The organism is Enterocloster aldenensis (genome assembly GCF_003434055.1).
GTDB lineage: Bacteria > Bacillota > Clostridia > Lachnospirales > Lachnospiraceae > Enterocloster > Enterocloster aldenensis.
The window spans coordinates 773632-792654 of record NZ_QVEX01000001.1 but is presented as its reverse complement, the minus strand read 5'-3'; the positions used below and the strand labels follow the sequence as shown (position 1 = coordinate 792654).

At 38.5% G+C, this 19023-nt stretch carries 18 protein-coding genes; 14 read left to right on the top strand and 4 right to left on the bottom strand.

Annotated elements, in window-relative coordinates:
* The first annotated feature begins 10 nt into the window (after positions 1-10).
* The 14 genes from DWX59_RS03640 to DWX59_RS03575 all read left to right on the top strand — a co-directional run bounded on the left by DWX59_RS03640 (position 11) and on the right by DWX59_RS03575 (position 15863).
* Positions 11-1087, top strand: a complete 1077-nt coding sequence (locus DWX59_RS03640) for an NAD-dependent epimerase/dehydratase family protein (protein ID WP_117556272.1) — start codon at positions 11-13, stop codon at positions 1085-1087.
* On the top strand, positions 1080-3239 hold the full coding sequence (locus DWX59_RS03635) for a hypothetical protein (protein ID WP_117556270.1): 2160 nt from the start codon (positions 1080-1082) through the stop codon (positions 3237-3239). Before DWX59_RS03640 ends, DWX59_RS03635 begins: the two co-directional genes overlap by 8 nt.
* Positions 3240-3263: 24 nt before the next feature.
* Positions 3264-5168 (top strand): rhamnan synthesis F family protein, encoded by a 1905-nt coding sequence (locus DWX59_RS03630; protein WP_117556268.1) that lies wholly within the window; start codon positions 3264-3266, stop codon positions 5166-5168.
* Positions 5138-6304 carry an FkbM family methyltransferase gene (locus DWX59_RS03625; RefSeq protein ID WP_147325750.1) on the top strand — a complete coding sequence of 389 codons (1167 nt, stop codon included), beginning with the start codon at positions 5138-5140 and terminating at the stop codon, positions 6302-6304. The genes DWX59_RS03630 and DWX59_RS03625 overlap by 31 nt, the downstream gene beginning before the upstream one ends.
* 1 nt (position 6305) lies before the next feature.
* A complete protein-coding gene (locus DWX59_RS03620) occupies positions 6306-7565 on the top strand; it encodes a GT-D fold domain-containing glycosyltransferase (RefSeq protein ID WP_117556264.1) in 1260 nt (419 codons plus the stop codon).
* 7 nt (positions 7566-7572) lie between these two features.
* Entirely contained in the window at positions 7573-8091 is a 519-nt protein-coding gene (locus tag DWX59_RS03615; protein WP_117556262.1) for a hypothetical protein, read from the top strand.
* Positions 8092-8108: 17 nt separating this feature from the next.
* Positions 8109-8924, top strand: coding sequence for a glycosyltransferase (locus DWX59_RS03610; RefSeq protein ID WP_117556260.1), 816 nt, complete (start codon positions 8109-8111; stop codon positions 8922-8924).
* Positions 8925-9018: 94 nt separating this feature from the next.
* Positions 9019-9978 (top strand): DapH/DapD/GlmU-related protein, encoded by a 960-nt coding sequence (locus DWX59_RS29745; protein WP_117556258.1) that lies wholly within the window; start codon positions 9019-9021, stop codon positions 9976-9978.
* On the top strand, positions 9971-12109 hold the full coding sequence (locus DWX59_RS03600) for a hypothetical protein (protein WP_117556256.1): 2139 nt from the start codon (positions 9971-9973) through the stop codon (positions 12107-12109). Before DWX59_RS29745 ends, DWX59_RS03600 begins: the two co-directional genes overlap by 8 nt.
* Before the next feature lie 4 nt (positions 12110-12113).
* Entirely contained in the window at positions 12114-12545 is a 432-nt protein-coding gene (locus DWX59_RS03595) for a sugar 3,4-ketoisomerase (RefSeq protein ID WP_117556254.1), read from the top strand.
* Positions 12529-13620 (top strand): DegT/DnrJ/EryC1/StrS family aminotransferase, encoded by a 1092-nt coding sequence (locus tag DWX59_RS03590; RefSeq protein WP_117556252.1) that lies wholly within the window; start codon positions 12529-12531, stop codon positions 13618-13620. Before DWX59_RS03595 ends, DWX59_RS03590 begins: the two co-directional genes overlap by 17 nt.
* Positions 13621-13677: 57 nt before the next feature.
* Complete coding sequence (locus DWX59_RS03585) at positions 13678-14145, top strand: hypothetical protein (protein ID WP_117556250.1); 468 nt, start codon at positions 13678-13680, stop codon at positions 14143-14145.
* A gap of 29 nt (positions 14146-14174) precedes the next feature.
* A complete protein-coding gene (locus tag DWX59_RS03580) occupies positions 14175-15233 on the top strand; it encodes an ATP-grasp domain-containing protein (protein ID WP_117557231.1) in 1059 nt (352 codons plus the stop codon).
* 3 nt (positions 15234-15236) lie between these two features.
* Positions 15237-15863 carry an HAD family hydrolase gene (locus DWX59_RS03575; protein ID WP_117556248.1) on the top strand — a complete coding sequence of 209 codons (627 nt, stop codon included), beginning with the start codon at positions 15237-15239 and terminating at the stop codon, positions 15861-15863.
* Between the two features lie 261 nt (positions 15864-16124).
* On the opposite strand, the gene DWX59_RS03570 is transcribed toward DWX59_RS03575, so the two are convergent.
* The 4 genes from DWX59_RS03570 to DWX59_RS03555 all read right to left on the bottom strand — a co-directional run bounded on the left by DWX59_RS03570 (position 16125) and on the right by DWX59_RS03555 (position 18700).
* A complete protein-coding gene (locus tag DWX59_RS03570) occupies positions 16125-17318 on the bottom strand; it encodes a site-specific integrase (RefSeq protein ID WP_044477098.1) in 1194 nt (397 codons plus the stop codon).
* A 79-nt stretch (positions 17319-17397) separates the two neighbouring features.
* Positions 17398-17601 carry an excisionase gene (locus tag DWX59_RS03565; protein WP_009905235.1) on the bottom strand — a complete coding sequence of 68 codons (204 nt, stop codon included), beginning with the start codon at positions 17599-17601 and terminating at the stop codon, positions 17398-17400.
* Between the two features lie 420 nt (positions 17602-18021).
* Entirely contained in the window at positions 18022-18279 is a 258-nt protein-coding gene (locus DWX59_RS03560; protein WP_009905237.1) for a helix-turn-helix domain-containing protein, read from the bottom strand.
* On the bottom strand, positions 18260-18700 hold the full coding sequence (locus tag DWX59_RS03555; RefSeq protein WP_018112814.1) for an RNA polymerase sigma factor: 441 nt from the start codon (positions 18698-18700) through the stop codon (positions 18260-18262). The genes DWX59_RS03560 and DWX59_RS03555 overlap by 20 nt, the downstream gene beginning before the upstream one ends.
* Positions 18701-19023 lie beyond the last annotated feature (323 nt).

The window sequence follows — 19023 nt, the reverse complement described above, 5'->3', positions numbered from 1 at the left end:
GGGCGGGCAGATGTGGATTTATTCACGACCTGAATATAGAGAAAGTCTTGAAATTGCATACCAATCTGTTCCTGAATTAAAAAAACTGTCTCAGGCGAGTATTATGATAACCGGAGCCAGAGGACTTATTGGTTCTTTCCTCACGGATTTATTGTTATATTGCATAGAATGTAAGGGATATGAGTGCCAGATTTATGCAACGGGAAGAGATATAAAAAGGCTTGAAAATCGGTTTGAGGGGTGGAAGATAAAAGAAAGGCTTCATCTTTTGCATTATGAGTTGGGACTTACAGATGGAATGGTTGGGTTTCCGGCTAAAGTTGATTATATTATTCACTGTGCGGGCAGCGGTTCGCCTTCTGTTTTTATGGAAAGGCCGGCTGAATTTGTAAAGAATACAGTGGCTGGGGCTTATGACATTTTAGACTATGCCAGGACTGCCGGTACCAAAAAAAGCCTGTTCATATCAAGTGGGGAAATATACGGCTGCGGAAAAACGGATGTGGCTGCTTATGGAGAGGGAGATATAGGATATGTGGACCATCTTTTGCCACGCTCTTGTTACCCTGTAGCGAAAAGAACAGCGGAAAACATATGGATTTCTTATGGAAAAGAAAGAAATATCAGGACAATAATTGCCAGGGTAAGCCATACATATGGCCCAACCGCGTTACCGGAGGAGTGCAGGATAGCAGGCTTGTGTATGGATGCGGCATTACATAAAGAAACAATTGAATTGAAAAGTGAAGGAAGACAGAGACGATCCTGGTGTTACGTGGCGGATTGCGTAAGCGGGCTTTTTTCCATATTGCTTAAGGGCAAAGCCGGAGAGGCATATAATGTTGCTCCGGATGATGCTTTTACGATATCAGAGATGGCAGAAACGATAGCTGATATTGCAGGCAAAAGGGTTATCTATAAACTAAGACCTACGCAGGAAAATCAGAATTTCAACCCAATGGATATAGCAGTTCTATCCACTGAAAAACTCAAGGCACTTGGATGGAGAAGCCGTTTCAGTTTAAAAGATGGTATAAATTCGACTCTTCAAATAATGAGATATTCCGAGGTATTGCCAGATGAGTGAACAGAACGGGATTTGTCAGGTATTTCTTTCTAATTTTTCAGAATACCGGAATAAGAAAATTGTATTGTATGGGGTAGGGCCAAATACAAAGGCGCTTTTGGAGCTGGATTATGAGTTTCAAATTATTGGCTTGATGGATTCCAAGCTGACTGGGGAAGTTCTATGGGGGAAGGAAATACTTTCTGAGAGCCAGGTAGAAGAGAGAGAAACAGATGCAATTATAATTGTAGCAAATCTGGTATCTGTAAAAGTCATATACCGTAGAATCCAGGGATTTGCGGACAGATGTGGGATTCCGGTATTTGATGTGAATGGTAATCTGCTAACCAAAACAGAGATGAATGATTGCCATGCAGAATCCTCTTACATTTATGTTGATGATCAGATGCTAAAAACAGAGATAACTCTTTATGATGTTATTTCTTTTGATATTTTTGATACATTAATCATGAGGAACATATTATATCCGTCGGACGTGTATGATTTAACTGAAAAAAAAATCATACAGATAAGTGGAAAGAAATGTGAATTTGCAAAGGAACGCATAAAAGCAGAGAAAGAACTGAAAGCATTTTCAGAACCTACATTGGATGAGATTTATGATAGGATAGCCTTCGCTTTTCAGCTTACAGATGAGCAGAAAGATACATGGAGAAATCTGGAACTGGAAACAGAAAAACTTCTTTTGGCTTCAAGAATTCAAATAAAAGACGCGCTTGAGTATGCCAGAAGTATTGGGAAGTGTGTATATTTGGTATCCGATATGTATTTAACCTCAAAGGACCTGGAGACATTGCTTTCTATATGCGGTATAAAGGGTTATGAAAAAATATTTGTTTCTTGTGAATATGGAATGCCGAAAAATCAGGGCTTATTCGAGGTGATGAAGGCACAGGCATATGAACAATATGGTGAAGGCTGCCGGATTCTTCATATCGGAGATCATCAGACTGCGGATATAAAGTCGGGTAAAGAAGCTGGGATTGACACTTTTTATATTATGAGTGGCAGGGATATGGAGGCTGCTGCAATAGGGGCAGCTTTTGCAGGCAGCACATGCCCGTTGGATGACAGGATTGCGGAGGGGATATTGGTAAAACAATTGTTTGAAAATCCTTTTGCATTATGTGAGTCGAAAGGAAAGCTTAGTATAAGGACAGCATATGATATGGCATATTGTTTCGCAGCTCCTGTTATTACAAAATATATGTTTTGGATGTGGAGGCAGGTTAAAGAAAATTCCATTGATGTAATTCTTTTTTCGGCAAGGGATGGTTATCTTCTTAAGCAGCTTTTTGAGATGATGATGCAGCATTATAAGATAGAGGCCGGACCGGAAGCCGTTTACTATTTGATTTCCCGTTCATCCAGTGTATTGGCGTCCATAACAGATGAGGAAGACATCCTGCCGGCAGCCGAAGGATATTCCGGTATGCCTGAAGATTTACTAAAAGAGAGGTTCCACCTTAAGCAGGAAGACATCCTTCCTGGCTATGAAGACAAGGGGAATGGTTATTATAACTATATTTTAAAACATAAGGAAAAAATAATCAGGCAATCAGAGGAAGAACGGCAGGGATGCAGGAGTTATGCGGCAAAACAACTAAATGAAGATAATCGGCGCCTGGCATTTGTAGATATGATGTCCAGAGGCACATGCCAAAGAAATTTTACTTCTATTACTGGCAGAAGCGCTTTAGGACTCTACTTTTTCTACAGGAATTTAAGTGATGGTATTAAAACTGACGGATTGAAAGTTAAAGCTTTATATGATGATACAGAGGGGTTTTACCATAGTGGATTATCGTTTACCACAAAATTCCCGTTCTTGGAAATTCTTCTTAGTTCCCCGGAACCTTCCCTACGCTGCTTTAAAGCAGATGGAACACCTGTTTATGAAGATGAATCGCGGTCCGCAGGGCAGATAAGGACTATGGGGACAATGCAGGATGCGGTAAAGGATTATTTCAGGAGGTACTTGCTGCTTAAAGGAAGCGATTCAGAAGAGGGAATCAGCCTGGCCTATACAGATTGGGCTTTGGGGCTTTTGGATAAGAAGTATATCTGGGTTATGGATGATGCAATCAATGGATTGGTTTTTGATAATGGGTTTGAAGGGCGTTCAACACGGTTTTATGAAATATTCGGTTGAACCTGTAACATATAAAGGAGAAAGATGGTTCAGGACAAAACAATTCTTGGAGTACTCCGTATAAATGATAAAGATGGTATCATAGATGATTATATATGGTGTCTGCTAAGGTTCTTAAAAGAATATGCACAGGATGTGGCTGTAGTTTGTACGGCTATTGAGGAAAGTAATATTCCTGGATTGCTATCGTATACGGATAAGCTATACACGAAGAAGCTGTATACAAAGAATTCCGGCATTAGAGATGTGGCTTACAAAAGATACGATGAAGTATGGTTATTAGACGATAATTGTTTTGGGCCTTTGTATTCCGAAGAGGATTTTTTAGAGGAACTAAAGGACTGTACAGTGGATTTTATTGAGGTAGTGCCTTCCCATTTTATTATGATTAATCACGCGGATATAATATCTGATCAGGACTGGGCAGGCATATTAGATGGGTCGCTGGGGATTGAGGGATTAACGGATAAACTGTACAGAGAAAAACGAAGGGGAGGGGTATTAGGGGAACCGGAGGAGGGAATCAACCCGGTACCAGTATTTCTCGATAAAAACATATTTCTTGGTGTGGACTTGAATTTGTCTTCCGGTGAGATACCCAGAAGGACTTTGGAATACATAAAAGAATATACCCGGTTTGATGTGGATTTGATTTGGGCCCATCTGCTGCGCATTTGCAATATACAGGAATTAAAGGATGCATTGCATCTGGAGTATATTTTTCCGTGGAAGTATTTTAATGGTGATGAGGAGGAAGCCGCATCGCATAAAACAGCTCTTATTGCGCATCTGCATTATGAGGATATGGTGGATGAATGCGTCTGGTATTTAAGGCAGGTCCCTGAATGGGTAGATTTGTATATCACAACGGGCAGCCGGGCCACATGGGACAAGATTCAAGGTATTGTTAAGCAATGGGGCAGGCAGCGCTGCTTTGTAAGGTTTAAGGAAAACCGTGGAAGGGATGTCAGTTCTCTTTTGGTTGCATGCCATGATATTTTATTGGATTATGAGTATCTGGGATTTGTACATGATAAAAAGAGCGGGCATTCATTAAGCGTGAAATCCGCGTCAGGTGCGTTCCAGTACAATGTATGGGAAAACATTGTTAAGAGTGACATGTATCTTTATCATATTTTCCAGTGTTTTAGAGAAAATCCAAGACTGGGGCTTTTAGTACCGCCTGAGCCATATTATGCTTCTCTATTAGGCTGTCTGGGGGACTCATGGGGGACATGCTTTGAACCTGCAAAGGGATTGGCTGATTTACTAAAATTAAATGTCAATATAGGAGAAGACCGGAATCCATTTACTTTGTCTACCACCTTTTGGTGCAGGACAAAAGCTATGATGAAGTTATTTGCATACAGATTTGAATATACAGACTTTCCGGCGGAACCAATGGCCGCAGATGGAACATTCAGCCATGCGGTGGAACGTATCCTGGGTTATGTTGCACAGTCAGAAGGTTATTATACGGCGGTTGTGATGAATGAAGGATATGCTTCCCTTAGGGGGAATTGTCTCCAAATGTTATTGGTTTCTGCTTTAAACGAAATAAGAAAAGAAACAACTGTTCTTAGACCAGATGATATTACGGATTACCAAAAAAGAAAAGAACGCATTTTATTATTTTGCAGAAGATATCCCCAGGTCTATATTTACGGAGCTGGGACATATGGGCATAAATGCGGTAAACTGCTCTGCGGATTAGGCATCAGGCCTGTGGGGTATGTAGTTTCTGACGGGCACAGAAGGAAGCCGCTTATGGAGGGAATGCCAGTGTATGAACTGTCAGAGATAATGGAGCAAAAACAGACATGCGGAATCATTCTTGCACTGAATCCGGGTAACCAGAAAGCTGTAGAAAAACAGATGGATGAACAGGGATTCCGAAATTGGATCAGCGTGATGGAAGGGATATCATGACGGGGATATGCAGTAAAAAAACAATTAAAGTTGTAATATGGGGAACCGGTAATATAGCAGGACAGTTTATTAGACGCCTTGATTTGGACACCTATGAAATATTATTTTTTGTAGATAATAATAACGGGAACCAGGGCAAAAGATTTGGAAGATGGGATATAGAAAAACCTGAGATATTGTCATATGGGAATGTCTCGTTTGATATGCTGATTCTTTGCATGGGAGGCTGGCGTCAGGTTTACAGTCAGGCGGTTTATGAATTAGGTGTTCCGGTCGGAAAAATAGAGAATGCATTTCTGTTTCACAAAATAAGACTGCTCCAATTTTATGAACAACATAAAAGCCGACTGGATGATGAAATGCGCAATATTCTTTGCTATCTGAAAACAAACCCTCTGGATGTTTTTAATTATGAGTTTGTAGACCGATATACAGAAGATGATTTTGATGTGTTTTATGATGATACAAATGGCCTGTATTATATTTTATTTCAGGGGAAGCGGATGTATATGAGCCGTAAATTTAAGCAGGAATACCAGGTTAGAATGTATTGCAATCAGCTATTTGTAGAACAGGACAGATGTTCTCCTCATTGTTATTTTGATGATGGTTTCCAGGTGGAGCGGGGGAGTGTGGTATTGGATGCTGGGGTGGCGGAAGGCAACTTCGCGCTGTCTGTAATTGAAAAAGCGGAAAAGGTGATTTTGGTTGAGCCGGATAAAGACTGGATGGAGGCCTTAAAATATACATTTTTGCCCTTTGATAACAAGGTGGTTTATATTAACAGGTTTCTGTCAGATACAGTAGACAATCAGCATATAACAATTGATGAATTAATGAAGACAGAACGGATTGACTTTGTGAAAATGGATATTGAAGGGGCCGAAATCATGGCTCTAAACGGCGCTAGGGAAAGCATGGCAGATAAACAGTATCGTTTGGAAGTCTGCTCTTATCATAAACCGGATGACAGGGAAAAAATTGAGATGGTAATGAAGCAATATGGCTATTATATATCATGTACAAAGGGTTATATGGTTAATATACATGGAGATAATATGGAGGATCCTACTCCAAGAGTATTCGTCAGGGGGATTGTGAGAGGGTATAAACCATGCGTGGATATGGAGGCATAAATTGAAATACAAGGTATTTATATTTGGCACAATGGAAGAATCACAGATGGTCAGATTTGATTTAAAGGAAAATGTGGAGCTGCTGGGTTATCTGGATAACAAAAAGGATTGTCATGAAAAAGGCCCTTTAGACGGTGTGCCTGTTATGGAACCAATCGAGATTAAAAATAAATCCTTTGATTATGTTATAATTTCGCTTCTAAATCATATTCAACAAATAAAGGAGCAGTTAAAACTTCTGGGTGTACCAGATTATGCGGTAATCCCATTTTTCTTTCCTTCAGAGATGGAGAGAAAAGAAGGGGGGGAGGTTATTGATATTGAACGATGGGGAAGGGATGCGGCTTGTTTAGAATCGAAGTATCAGATTAAGCGTCTGGAGAATCAAATAAGGTTGTGGAAGGATAATTTTATGTATGAGGCCATGGATTTTATCCGTAACCAAAGCATCCGTTTTCCGATTATTTTGGATACAGACCAAGTGATACATAAAATCATGAATGAAGGATGCTCGTTATGTAGGTTTGGAGATGGTGAATTTGAAATAATGAGAGGTAAAGAGAGACCATTATTCCAAAAATATAACAGAAAATTATCAGAACGGTTAAAAGAGGTATTTGACAGTAATTCGGAACAAATATTGATTGGAATACCGGATCAATTTGGAAGCCTGGAGCGATATACAGATGAGGCTGCATATGATATCCGGTTATATATGAATTCTGAGGTAAGGCAGTATCTGGACAGTGTTATGGACTATGATAAAACGTATTGTGATGCCTATCTAACCAGGCCGTATTTTATATATAAGGATAAAGAGGATGCTTTGAAACGCTTCGAAAAAATAAAGCAGATATGGAGTAAGAAAAATGTGGTAATTATTGAGGGCAGCGGAACAGGAATGGGGATTGGGAACGATTTATTAGATAACTCTGCAAGTATACAGAGGATAATAGGACCGGCTGAAAATGCCTTTGGTTGTTATGATGAAATCCTGGCGGCTGCAAAAACAGTTACGAAAGACAAAATGTTCTTGATATCGCTTGGCCCTTCTGCTACGGTTCTTGCATATGACCTTGCGAAAGCAGGCTATCAGGCGGTTGATACAGGGCATATTGATCTTGAATATGAGTGGTTTCTGCGGAATGTGAAGGAACGGGTTATCATAGCAGATAAATATGTCAATGAGGTGCTTGGCGGACGGGTTTCTGGGTTTTTAGAAGATCATAGATATCAGGGACAGATTATAGCTAGGATATAGAAGAGAAATGAAAATAAAAATGAGAAAACTAAGATTATCGATAACGCTATTGGGTGCTTTTGGAATTGGTGGAATGTATATTTATATATTAAAGCAAATTATCAGGTATGAAATGAATTCTAGAAAAAAGTTTCAAGGGCTCTATAATGTGTTGCTTCAGTGGCTTATGTTAAAATACCATGCTTCAAAGATGGCAGGATATTTTGAACATAATGGTTACGAAAGAATAGCTGTTTATGGTATGACGCCTTTAGCAGATTGCCTGTATGAAGAGTTAAAGGATACAGATGTACATATTGAATATTTTATAGATAAAAATTTTGATAAATCTGGAGAACCAACGAGAGCTGGAATAGATGTGGTTGGAATTGAGGGGGCCATAATACATGGTAATATTGATGTTATTATTGTGACAGTTATTTCTCAGATAGATAATATAAAAAAAAGTTTGCGACATGTTGGAATTGAAATTCCAATTATCCCCATATCTGAGGTTATAATGTATTATTCGAAGATACATCAGTAATACGAGGGAGAAATATAATGGAGTGCAACGTTGCTGCTGTAATATTAAATTATCGGAACTATTTAGATACCATAGAATGTGTGGAGTCTATTCTGAATAATAGTTACAGTTTAAAAGGAATTGTAATTGTTGAAAATGGTTCAGATAATGAGTCTTATGTCAGGCTTATGAATCGATTTAATAAGGAACCGTCTGTAGTTATACTGAAAAACAGTAAAAATTTAGGTTATGCAAAGGGAAATAATATAGGAATCTGCTATGCAAGAAAACAAATGGGAGCAAAATTTGTTCTTGTTGTAAATAATGACACTATATTTTATCAAGAAGATTTTTTTTCCCAACTATTTCAGTCATATTGTCCTGGTGTGGGGGTGATTGGTCCGAGAATCACATCGTATTGGTTAAAAGGAGAAAACAAGGTTCGAAATTATAAGGGAGTGTCCGGATTCATTCTGCACTACTTGATATTTTTAGCAAATGCCCATGAATGGAATTGGCTATCAGAACTATTTGTACAAAAAATAGAAAAAGTAGAATCACATGTGGTCATACATGGATGTGCAATCATGTTTACACCTGATTTTTTCAGATACTATAACGGCTTTTATCCATATACATTTTTGTACTGTGAAGAGAATATTATAGATGTTTTGGCTTCAAAGGCAGGTTTAAGAGAGGTACAGGTCAATGGTGCAGAGCTATACCATAAGGGAGGAAGAGCGTCCCAACTTAGTTATACAAACCAGAGGGCATTTGCCTATATTGTAAAAAGCATGAAGCATCTTTTGATTGTATCTATGTTGCCGTTTTCCATACTCAAAAGGATTTGTTGAAAGTATGAATGTGTAATCGTACAGATAATGTGCAGTGTGGAGAATTGCAGGATTAAACATATCATTATCCATAAAATTGCTGGGAGGATTCATAATGCTTGATATTATCCGCGATTTTGAAAGTATCTGCGATAGAAAAATTCCTGACATAATAGCAGATATAGGTAAAAAAAACATTGTGGTTTGGGGGAGTGGGGAAGGCGGCAGAGTTGTTAAGGAGAAATTGGAACGCTTAGGGTTAGATATTACATATTTTGTTGATACCAATTATGAAGAAATTATAGAACGGTATGGAAAAAGAGTAAAATCTCCACAGGAATTGAATAAAGAAACAGACTATGTAATTGTCAGTATTGTAAAAGTTTATACGGAGATTGAGTCTTATTTGCGAAAGGTAAAAGGTTATCAGGATAACGATTATTTTTATTTATTTGATAATGAAGGATATATTAAAACGGACATCATTTATCGGGGATGCAAAGTTGGAAGATATACGTATGGATATGAGGGGTTATTGGAATCGTATCCATTAGCTTCTGAAATTGGAAGATATTGTTCTATTAATTCTACTGCAAGGATTTGGAATAACCATCCGCTTGATTGTGTAACAACACATCCCATGCTGGATTATAGGATGTTTTATTCTTATGAACAATCAATAGATAGGGAAAAGTATATAGAGAAATATGGGAAGTATGAAGAAAACGCGTTATTCGAAAACAGCAAGTTGAGAAAGAACCGGCCGGTCCTCATAGGAAATGATGTCTGGATAGGCGCAAATGTGATTATCCTGCCGGGAGTTAACGTGGGGGATGGAGCTGTCCTGGCTGCCGGTGCTATTGTCACTAAGGATGTACTTCCTTATTCGATTGTGGGTGGGAATCCAGCAAGGTTAATCCGTTTTAGATTTGAAGAGGGGATACGAGTTAAGCTTTTAAAAATTAAGTGGTGGGATTGGTCGACAGAGGAAATTGAAAAGAATATTGAGTGGTTCTATCAAACAGATAAATTTGTTGAGAGATTTTTTTTTGAGGACACAAGGAGATATGTATAAATCAATACAAAGTTATCCATGGTCAGAGAAAGATGATATATGGATTTTCGGAGATGCAAGTATATGGGAGACATTTAATCTTCTGTATTATGACGTATATATAAGGGGCTATATTACAGACTCCCCTAATTTAGCAGAATATAATGGAAAACCTGTTTACTCTTTTGCTGAATTTCAAAGTAATAAATGTAAAGGGATTATTATTGGAAAGAGAAAAGAACTATTAAATGTAGAAAAACAGAATAGTGCCCGTTTTGATTCCGAAGTTAAATATGTGTATCTTGAAAATATTTTTGAGTTTTTGGATAAAAAGATAGTGGACAGTAAAAGTAGGATAATTGTCTTTTGGGGCGCGGGGAAAATAGCTAATCAGATACTCCCGTATCTAAAAAAAAGGCTAGATATAAGTTTTATTTTAGATAATAACAAAGCAATAAGTGGAATGGAAATTTTGGGAATTAGAATATTTCATCCGTCAGAACTATTACATCAGGAATGGAAAAAATACTTTTTTATAATTGGAACAAAATATTATTTGCCGGTGAAAGAACAACTGGCTCAATATGGTCTTGAGGAACAATATGATTATGTGCCATATTGGTGGCTGGTCCCTTCTGTATCCTACGTAGCGAGTAGGATTTTGGACATGGAGAGGACGGAGAAGATTGATGAAAACTATTTACATTTTGAAGAAAGAACAGATGATTCATTGGCGGGTTCGTTGATTACTAAACTCGACTACTTATTTAAGAAATATTATATATACAAACAGGAAATTGAAAACGGGCGTAAAACAGTAAATTTATTAGTCGAAACAGAAAAATATATAGAAGCTCTAAAACATATAGAGCGATTAGGAAAAGTTGAATACATTACAAATTATCAGTATTTAGACGAAGAATTGGAAAATGAATTGTTGCAGTCCGCATATGGTTTAAATCTAAAAATCACAGAGGGAATTAATGACAGATATATTATATTTTATGATGCGTTTGCGCTTTCATACAGAGGATTGGCTTTGATTTATTTAAGGGCTCTGATAAGTCTGGGATTTATTGTTTTTTATGTGACGTTTGAGGATAAAAAAGAGGGGATGGATGTATTGAGAGAAGAAATACAAGCTTCCCATAATGGTTCATCTATTATGTATATATCATCAGAAATAGAAGACGGTATTATACAATTACGTGACATAATTGAGGCAATTTCCGCTAAATATATGTTTCTGTATACAACTCCATATGATGTCATTGGGCTTACTGTCTTTTCCTTGTATCACAAAAAAAGAGTAAGGTTCCAAATAAATTTGACAGATCATGCGTTTTGGCTTGGGCGGTTTGCATTTGACTATTGCATTGAGTTTAGAGTCTACGGTTACAATATTTCAATTCAAAAAAGAAAAATTGAGAAAGAAAAGATATTGATGCTTCCTTACTATCCTGTTATTCGGAAGGAAAAATATCAAGGACTACCATTTCCGGATTCAACAAGGTTTATTTTTTCGGGCGGTGCATTATACAAAACTATTAGTAACGATAATTTATACTATGAAATTGTAAAGGATATATTGAAGGAATATTCTGAAGTCTATTTTTTGTATGCTGGGGACGTGTCCAATGCAGAAGTTAATAGTAAACTATTGGAATTAAGTTATTTATTTCCAAAGAGAGTTTACTGTATCGAAGAACGATTAGACTTACCGGAAATAATGAAGCGTTGCTGTTTGTATTTAATGACATACCCTATAAACGGTGGACTAATGTTTCAACAGGCAATTGCAGAGGGAAAAATCCCCATAGGATTGAAAGTATATGGACAGTCGATGGAAGAACTGCTTCTGAGAAAAAACTGTGAGGTACAGTTTGAATTTAAGGAAAAAGAAAACTTGATGAAAGAACTTGATAGGCTGATGCGAGAGCCTGGATATCGGGAAAAGCAAGAACAGAAGCTTAAAAGTTTGCTAATATCGGAGCAGGAGTTTAGACAAGAGCTATTGAATATTCTATTGAAGCGAAATACAAAGTTTGATGTATACATGGAAGATGTTGACAGCGAAGAATTTATAAATGGGTATATTAGACGCTTAACTTACCATGAATTCTATAACAATTATGAGGAGATTGGAGGTTAAGTTTATGCGGGTAATAAAATATTCATTCCAACAGCATGGAGATGAAAGAGGACAATTGGTATCTTTAGAGGAATTCAAGGATATTCCTTTTGTGATTAAAAGAGTATATTATATGTACGATACCTTGGATGGCGTCAGCCGTGGGTTTCATGCTCACAAGTTCCTTGAGCAAATTATGATATGCATTCACGGAAGCTGTAAGGTGTTGTTGGATAATGGTTCCGAGAAAAAGGTGGTTAATCTAGAAAAGCCATATGAAGGCCTATATGTTGCTAATAATATGTGGCGGGAAATGTATGATTTTTCTAAAGATGCGGTTTTGATGGTATTGGCATCAGATTATTATAGGGAAGAGGATTACATACGTAGTTATGAAGAGTTTTTATCTTATACCTATGAAATGAGCGAGGATAAAAAAAATGGAGATAGATTGTAACCGCTTGGATTATGGGTTTTTCCAGCACCAAAAAGAACTTGAGGAAAAGGCGATAGAGATACTGCGGTCAGGAAGATATATTTTGGGTGAGGAACTTGAAAGATTCGAAATGGAGTTTGCACAGTTTTTAGGCGTCAAATACTGTGTTGGCGTTGGAAATGGGCTGGATGCGCTGACAATGGCTTTTTATTTATTAGGAATTGGGCCGGGGGATGAAGTTTTGGTTCCGGGAAATACATTTATTGCCAGCGTGATGGGCATTACAAGAAATGGGGGCATACCTATTTTTGTAGAACCGGATGAATATTATAATATAGATGTTGATCAGATAGAAAGCCATATAACAAAAAATACAAAAGCTATTTTAGCCGTCCATTTATATGGGCAGCCAGCAAAAATGGATTCGCTGATGGAATTAGCGCAAAATTATGGATTGAAGGTAGTGGAAGATTGTGCCCAATCTCATGGGGCAGATTATATGGGAAAAAAGACAGGTTCATTTGGGCATATTAGCTGCTTTTCCTTTTATCCAACTAAAAATCTGGGAGGATTTGGGGATGGCGGCGCATTGGCTACTGATTTATGCGAAATTTCAGAGGCAGCGAAGTGTTACAGGAATTACGGAAGCAAGATTAAATATTATAATGAGGTGGTTGGAATAAATTCCAGATTGGATGAAATTCAGGCTGGACTATTGAGGATAAAGCTGTCATATCTGGAAACGCTCATTAAAAGGAGAAGGGATATATGCAAAAGATATTCAGAAAAAATTAAAAATGATAGAATTAAATTACCTCTTATCCAGAAAGAAGCGGAGCCCGTCTGGCATCAATATGTTATACGGACATGCCAGCGCGAATGTTTGATTGATTTTTTAAAAAGGAATGGAATACAGACTTTGGTACATTACCCGATACCCCCTCATTTATCGGAAGCTTATTCTTATTTAGGAATAAAAGAAGGACAACTTCCAATTACAGAACAGTATGCTAGACAGGTCCTTTCGTTACCTTTATATGACGGGATGTCAGATGAAGAAGTGGAATATGTCATACAGGTAATAAACCGATACTAATGTTAGGCATATATAGTGGTAATACGCTTTAAAAGGCTTTTGAAGAGGATTATAATCATGAAAAAAAAAGAACAGGCAATTATTTTAACTGGAATTACAAGCTTGTTGATTTTAGGCGAATTTATTAAAAAAAAGGCAAGGACTTATAGAGAACTGTTTTATAAGGAACAGGAATTTTTTCAATTAATGCAGCATTGGTTTGCGGCTAAACAGCAAGGAAATTCTATCGTACAGTACTTTGAAAAGTATAATTTTAATTCTATTGCAATTTATGGTATGGGCGCTTTGGGCGAAATTTTGTTGAATGAGTTGAGGGATACGGATATAAAAGTTGTATATGGAATCGATAAAAATGCATCCTGTATTACGAGAGATATTGAGATGAAAGGAATAGGAGAGATTGTGTCTGGCGTTGATGCTATCGTTGTTACTCCGGTTTCTTATTTTGATTCAATTGAGAAGGTTCTGAAAGCCAGGGTTAGTTGTCCGATTTTATCTCTGGCGGACATTTTGTGTGAATTGTAGTCTGCTATTTGCTGTGGGAGGAAATGAAGGTGTCTAAAATTATTATAGGCGGAGCGGGAGGCGCTCCTTCAGAAAATGTTATTAAATCAATATGCCAGGAGCCGGAGGAAGTGGTTGGGGTCGGCAGTGAGCCGTATGATTTGATGTTGTCAGCCGCAAAACGAAAATATCAGATTCCTTATGCTGGAGAAGAGGGCTATAAAGAGAAACTGTTTCATGTCTTTGAAAAGGAGCGGCCGGATTTTATCCATTTCCAAAATGATATTGAGATATGGGAGATATCTAAAATTAGAGATGATATTTCAAATATGGGAATAAAAGTTTATATGCCATCTCATGAAACGATAGAAAATTGTGTCAATAAATCTAAATCTTATGAAATATGGGTAAAGTCGGGATTACGTTTGCCGAAGTCTATGTTGGTTCATACAGAAAAAGATTTAAAAAAGGCATTTGACAGTTTGGGGAATAATGATGGTTCCATATGGCTGCGGGCAACTGTTGGAGGTGGAGGAAAAGGAGCTCTGCCTACGAATGACTATGAATTCGCAAAAAAATGGATTGATAGATTTCAGGGCTGGGGTAACTTTATGGCTGCGGAGTTACTAACATCAGATACGGTTACTTGGAGTTCTATTTGGTTTGAGGGGGAATTGGTAGTGGCCCAGACAAGAAAACGCAGGCTTTGGAATTTCGGAAACAGAACCTTATCTGGAGTTACGGGTATAACGAAGGTGGGTGAAACGTATTCGAATATAATTGTAGACAGAGTAGCTGAAGATGCCATATTGTCAATTGATTCAAGGCCCCATGGTATATATGGAGTTGATATGACATATGACAAATCTGGTTTTCCCAATCCTACAGAAATAAATATTTCCCGTTTTTTTACAACTATTTATTTTTTTACAGAGGCAGGGTTGAATATGCCTAAAATTTACAAAGATATAGCGTTATATAAAAAATTCCCTTGTTTAGAAAAAAAGAAGAATCCATTGCCTGATGGCCTTTTGTGGCTTAGAGGGATGGATAGAGAACCGATATTAACGACTGAAATTCAAATTAAGCAATTAATTAACAGGGTGTAGATTATGTATGACTATATTTTTTTAGATTTAGACGGTACGATATTAGAAGGAAAATACAAGCATTATAAATGTTATACAGATACTGTGAATATATTGGAAGGAATTCCTTTAGATATTAATATCTATTGGGAAATGAAAAGGAAAAGGGTTAGTCTTGATAAGATATTAGAGTATTCCGACCTTAGAGGTGATAAGGAAACATTTTTAAAAATTTGGAAACAAAGAATAGAAAAAGCCGAATATTTAATGTTAGATTACCTCAAACCAAATATTGAAGTAACACTATCCAGATTGAAAAAAGATACAAAAAAGTTATGGTTGGTAACGAATAGGTTTGAGGAATCTTCTTTGGATAGGCAGTTGGAGAAATTTGGAATTAAGTATAACTTTGATAAAATAATTTGTACAAAGTCATCAGAAGTAGATTCGAAATTTCAAATATTATCTAAATTAGAGTACAATAAAGCAATTTTGATAGGGGATACAGAGGCGGATAGGAGAACAGCAGAAATGTTGAACATTGAGTTTGTTGGAATATCGAATGGCCTGCGCACACCAGATGTTTTTAACGGTACCGATTCATATGAAGAATTATATCTGGTAAAGTTAGGGGGAGGTTTGGATGAATAATTTTAAATTATTGGATTGTACGTTACGTGATGGTGGGAGAGGATTTGGGAATTCCTGGGGGGATGAAGTTATAAAATGTCTATTTAAATCACAAAGTAATTTTTGACTATCTTTTCAAAAGTTCTTATATGCCGGTATAGCCTATTGTTACAGGCTTTTCCGGCATTTTTCATTGTGGAAGATACTCTCAAATCTTCTTATATCCCCGTATGTTTTTGTGTTCAAAAGTAGTATGTGGAGTAGTAAATTCTCCATTTACTACTATGCAATCAGCCGCTTCATTTCGGTTATTGACGTTTCGGAAGTTGTGTGTGCGTAATAGTTCAGCGTCATATTGATGTTGGAATGTCCCATGATGTATTGCAATGCTTTAGGGTTCATTCCCGCATTTGCTAACGTGGTGCAGAATGTGTGGCGTAAGGTGTGCGGTGTCATTACCTTTGGCAATGCGACCTTTTGCGTTTTGTTGTATTTCCTTACAAGCCCCCGGAACATACTTTCATAGTTGACTGCCACTTTTGGCAAGCCGTTCCGGTTAAGGAACAGAAACTTTGTGTAGCCCTCTAAAATAACAGGCTGTACATATTTCCGTTTATTTAGCACCCGTTGAAATGCTTCCAACACTTTTTCACTCATAGGAATAACCCGGTTGCCGCTTTTCGTCTTAGGCGTTTCCACATAGTAGCCCACATCTGCAATCTTCAAAAGTTGGTGGTCTACATTGATAAGCTGTTTGTCTAAGTCAATGTCAGCTTCCGTCAGTCCGCAGAGTTCCGAAATGCGAAGCCCTGTCCCTAACAGTATGATAATCTCGTCGTAGTATTTCTGATAGACTTTATCATGCTGTACAAAGGACAGAAAAGCCGCTTCCTGCGTAGGGGATAGAGGTTCCTTTGGTTCCGTATCATCTTCAAGGACTGTGTTCAACTGGAAGTCAAATGGATTTTTACGAATACAATCGTCCTGTATGGCTGTGTAAAAGGCAGCCTTTAAGGAACGCTTGTGGTTGTTGATAGTCTTGAAGCCGTAACCTTTTTCTTTCATGCGTAACGCCCATTCCTTTGCGTCGGAGAGCTTCACATTTTCAATCCGGCAGGCTCCAAGTTTATCCTCCTGCAAAATCCGCATGAGCTGTTTTCGCCCCTGCTTTGTACCATGCCGCACATTTGCCCGGTGGCGTATCTGCTTTGCGTAGAGTTGGCAGACCGTCATTTTCTTTCCGATATGGTCGATACCGTCGTCAAGGTCTTTTTGGATTTCTTTCTCTTTTTCCCTCAACGCTATATCGTCGCGCTTTCCTGCCGGGGTTTTGTCCGTAGGCACTAACTTCCAAGAATAAACAAACTGCGGTTTCCCAAAGGTATCTATATATTTGTAGGCATATCTCCCGTCTTTTCTCTGGCTCTCTCCGGTGCGGAGAATACGATTTTTATTATCCCGTCTTTTTTCCGACATCGTTATGCTCCTTTCCATAATGGAAAGAGCCTTGATATGCTTGACTACATTGTACCACATTCAAGGCTCGATTTCACTATTAGATTGCGTCCACCGTATCAATCATTTTTTCAAACTGCTTACGCTTAATCTGAATACGGTTTCCGTTCATCATTACCCAGTCCGGGACGGGATTTTCTTCTGCCAGTTTCCGCAGCTTGCTTTCTCCGATACGGAAATATTTTGCTGCTTCTTCTATGGTAAGAGTGTACTTTTCCCAAATCGGCACGTCGTTATTGTTCAATTTGTCGTCCCCCTTTCTTAATGGGTCAAAAATCAATCTGTAACATAGGCTTTAATCGGACGGCTATTAGCGTAACCTCATGGGACTTGCACCCCTCCGGCGGTCTGCCGAAGCCCTACCCATTGCCTGCGACGCTTCTAACGCTCGGACTATGGCTGTAAGGAAGTATCATTATGTATTCTGTGCGTTATCGCCCGCAGGCTGCTATCCCTGCTTTACGGTGTGGTATTTCTCGCTCGCTTTTCTGTTAAGAGAAAGGTCATGGCGTACCCGCCGCATGGCTCGGCACAAAAGGAACGTATCCGATTTGCCTTATGCTGCGTCGCCGTTCTATTGCGCCGCTTTCTTTATCAAAGAGCAGGGGGCTGTCTTGCGGTATGGAACGGAAAAGGGGAAAGAAGCGTTCCAATATCGCGTAGGTTATTCAGCCCGAAAAGTGAGGATAGCCCTCATCAGTCTTGCTTGCAGCCGTTCCCGAATATCCTCGTCAACGCCATAATAGACATTGCCGCGCTCGTCGTAGAGCTTCCGCATGGAAAGACTTGCTATGTAGCCGCTGAAATGCTGCAAGACCATTTTCATAGCGTCCGGGTCGCCTTTGCTCGCCGCCAAAATAACGGGATAGGGAACAAGGGCATTTTCCGGGTAGTCGTTTTGATTACCATTCGTTCCATTCATCAGCGTGTTCCTCCAAATATTTCTTTAACAGTTCAAAAGAGCTTGTCCGTCTGTACTGTATCGTGCTGCGCGACGTATTGAACATTTTTCCGATTTCCACGTCAGTCATGCCCTCGAAATAGTACAGAAGTATAGCAGTTCTCTTTTCTTCCGGCAGGGTGCGTATTGCTTCAAGCAATAACTTCGGGGTTATTTCTTTTCCTGCCATTTGATAAGTCGGCTCGGCTGTTTCAGCTTGAAAATATTTATCCGTAGTGTAAAGCTGCCGTTCCTCATGCAAGGCAAGGTCACAAAAAGAAACTTCCCGTTTCCTGCGTCGCCGGATTTCATCATGGGCGTTACAGGCTTCGTTGTGTAGCACCCGTTTACAGAAACTTTGAAAGACACATTGCTTCTGAAATTCTCTGCGATTAGGTTCCATGTAATCACCTCCTTTCTGCCGAAAGGCGGTAGTACCTCCCCTTTTCGCGGGATAATACAGACGACTTTTTTAAACGCCGGACGAAAGCGAAAATTTCTTTGAAAAATCTTCTGTAAAATGCAAAATGCGCCCATCTGCAAGGCGCAGACCGACGCATAGGAAATAACAGCAGTATTTAATTGATTTGATAGTTCATCTGTATAGTCGGACTTGTCCGGTGGGGGAGCTATACTTTTTTTAATGAATGTAACCTATGTATGCTGTATAGCAACAAAGAAATCCCCATAGCGGCAGCCCTCCTAAATGCCGCTAATTTATGTTAG

Excerpts from the sequence above, each read along its gene's own strand:
- DWX59_RS03635 (WP_117556270.1), top strand. The coding sequence starts at position 1,080 with ATGAGTGAACAGAACGGGATTTGTCAGGTATTTCTTTCTAATTTTTCA.
- DWX59_RS03585 (WP_117556250.1), top strand. The coding sequence starts at position 13,678 with ATGAAAAAAAAAGAACAGGCAATTATTTTAACTGGAATTACAAGCTTG.
- DWX59_RS03615 (WP_117556262.1), top strand. The coding sequence starts at position 7,573 with ATGAAAATAAAAATGAGAAAACTAAGATTATCGATAACGCTATTGGGT.
- DWX59_RS03595 (WP_117556254.1), top strand. The coding sequence starts at position 12,114 with ATGCGGGTAATAAAATATTCATTCCAACAGCATGGAGATGAAAGAGGA.
- DWX59_RS03630 (WP_117556268.1), top strand. The coding sequence starts at position 3,264 with ATGGTTCAGGACAAAACAATTCTTGGAGTACTCCGTATAAATGATAAA.
- DWX59_RS03575 (WP_117556248.1), top strand. The coding sequence starts at position 15,237 with ATGTATGACTATATTTTTTTAGATTTAGACGGTACGATATTAGAAGGA.
- DWX59_RS29745 (WP_117556258.1), top strand. The coding sequence starts at position 9,019 with ATGCTTGATATTATCCGCGATTTTGAAAGTATCTGCGATAGAAAAATT.
- DWX59_RS03570 (WP_044477098.1), bottom strand. The coding sequence starts at position 17,318 with ATGTCGGAAAAAAGACGGGATAATAAAAATCGTATTCTCCGCACCGGA.
- DWX59_RS03640 (WP_117556272.1), top strand. The coding sequence starts at position 11 with ATGTGGATTTATTCACGACCTGAATATAGAGAAAGTCTTGAAATTGCA.
- DWX59_RS03590 (WP_117556252.1), top strand. The coding sequence starts at position 12,529 with ATGGAGATAGATTGTAACCGCTTGGATTATGGGTTTTTCCAGCACCAA.
- DWX59_RS03610 (WP_117556260.1), top strand. The coding sequence starts at position 8,109 with ATGGAGTGCAACGTTGCTGCTGTAATATTAAATTATCGGAACTATTTA.
- DWX59_RS03555 (WP_018112814.1), bottom strand. The coding sequence starts at position 18,700 with ATGGAACCTAATCGCAGAGAATTTCAGAAGCAATGTGTCTTTCAAAGT.
- DWX59_RS03600 (WP_117556256.1), top strand. The coding sequence starts at position 9,971 with ATGTATAAATCAATACAAAGTTATCCATGGTCAGAGAAAGATGATATA.
- DWX59_RS03560 (WP_009905237.1), bottom strand. The coding sequence starts at position 18,279 with ATGAATGGAACGAATGGTAATCAAAACGACTACCCGGAAAATGCCCTT.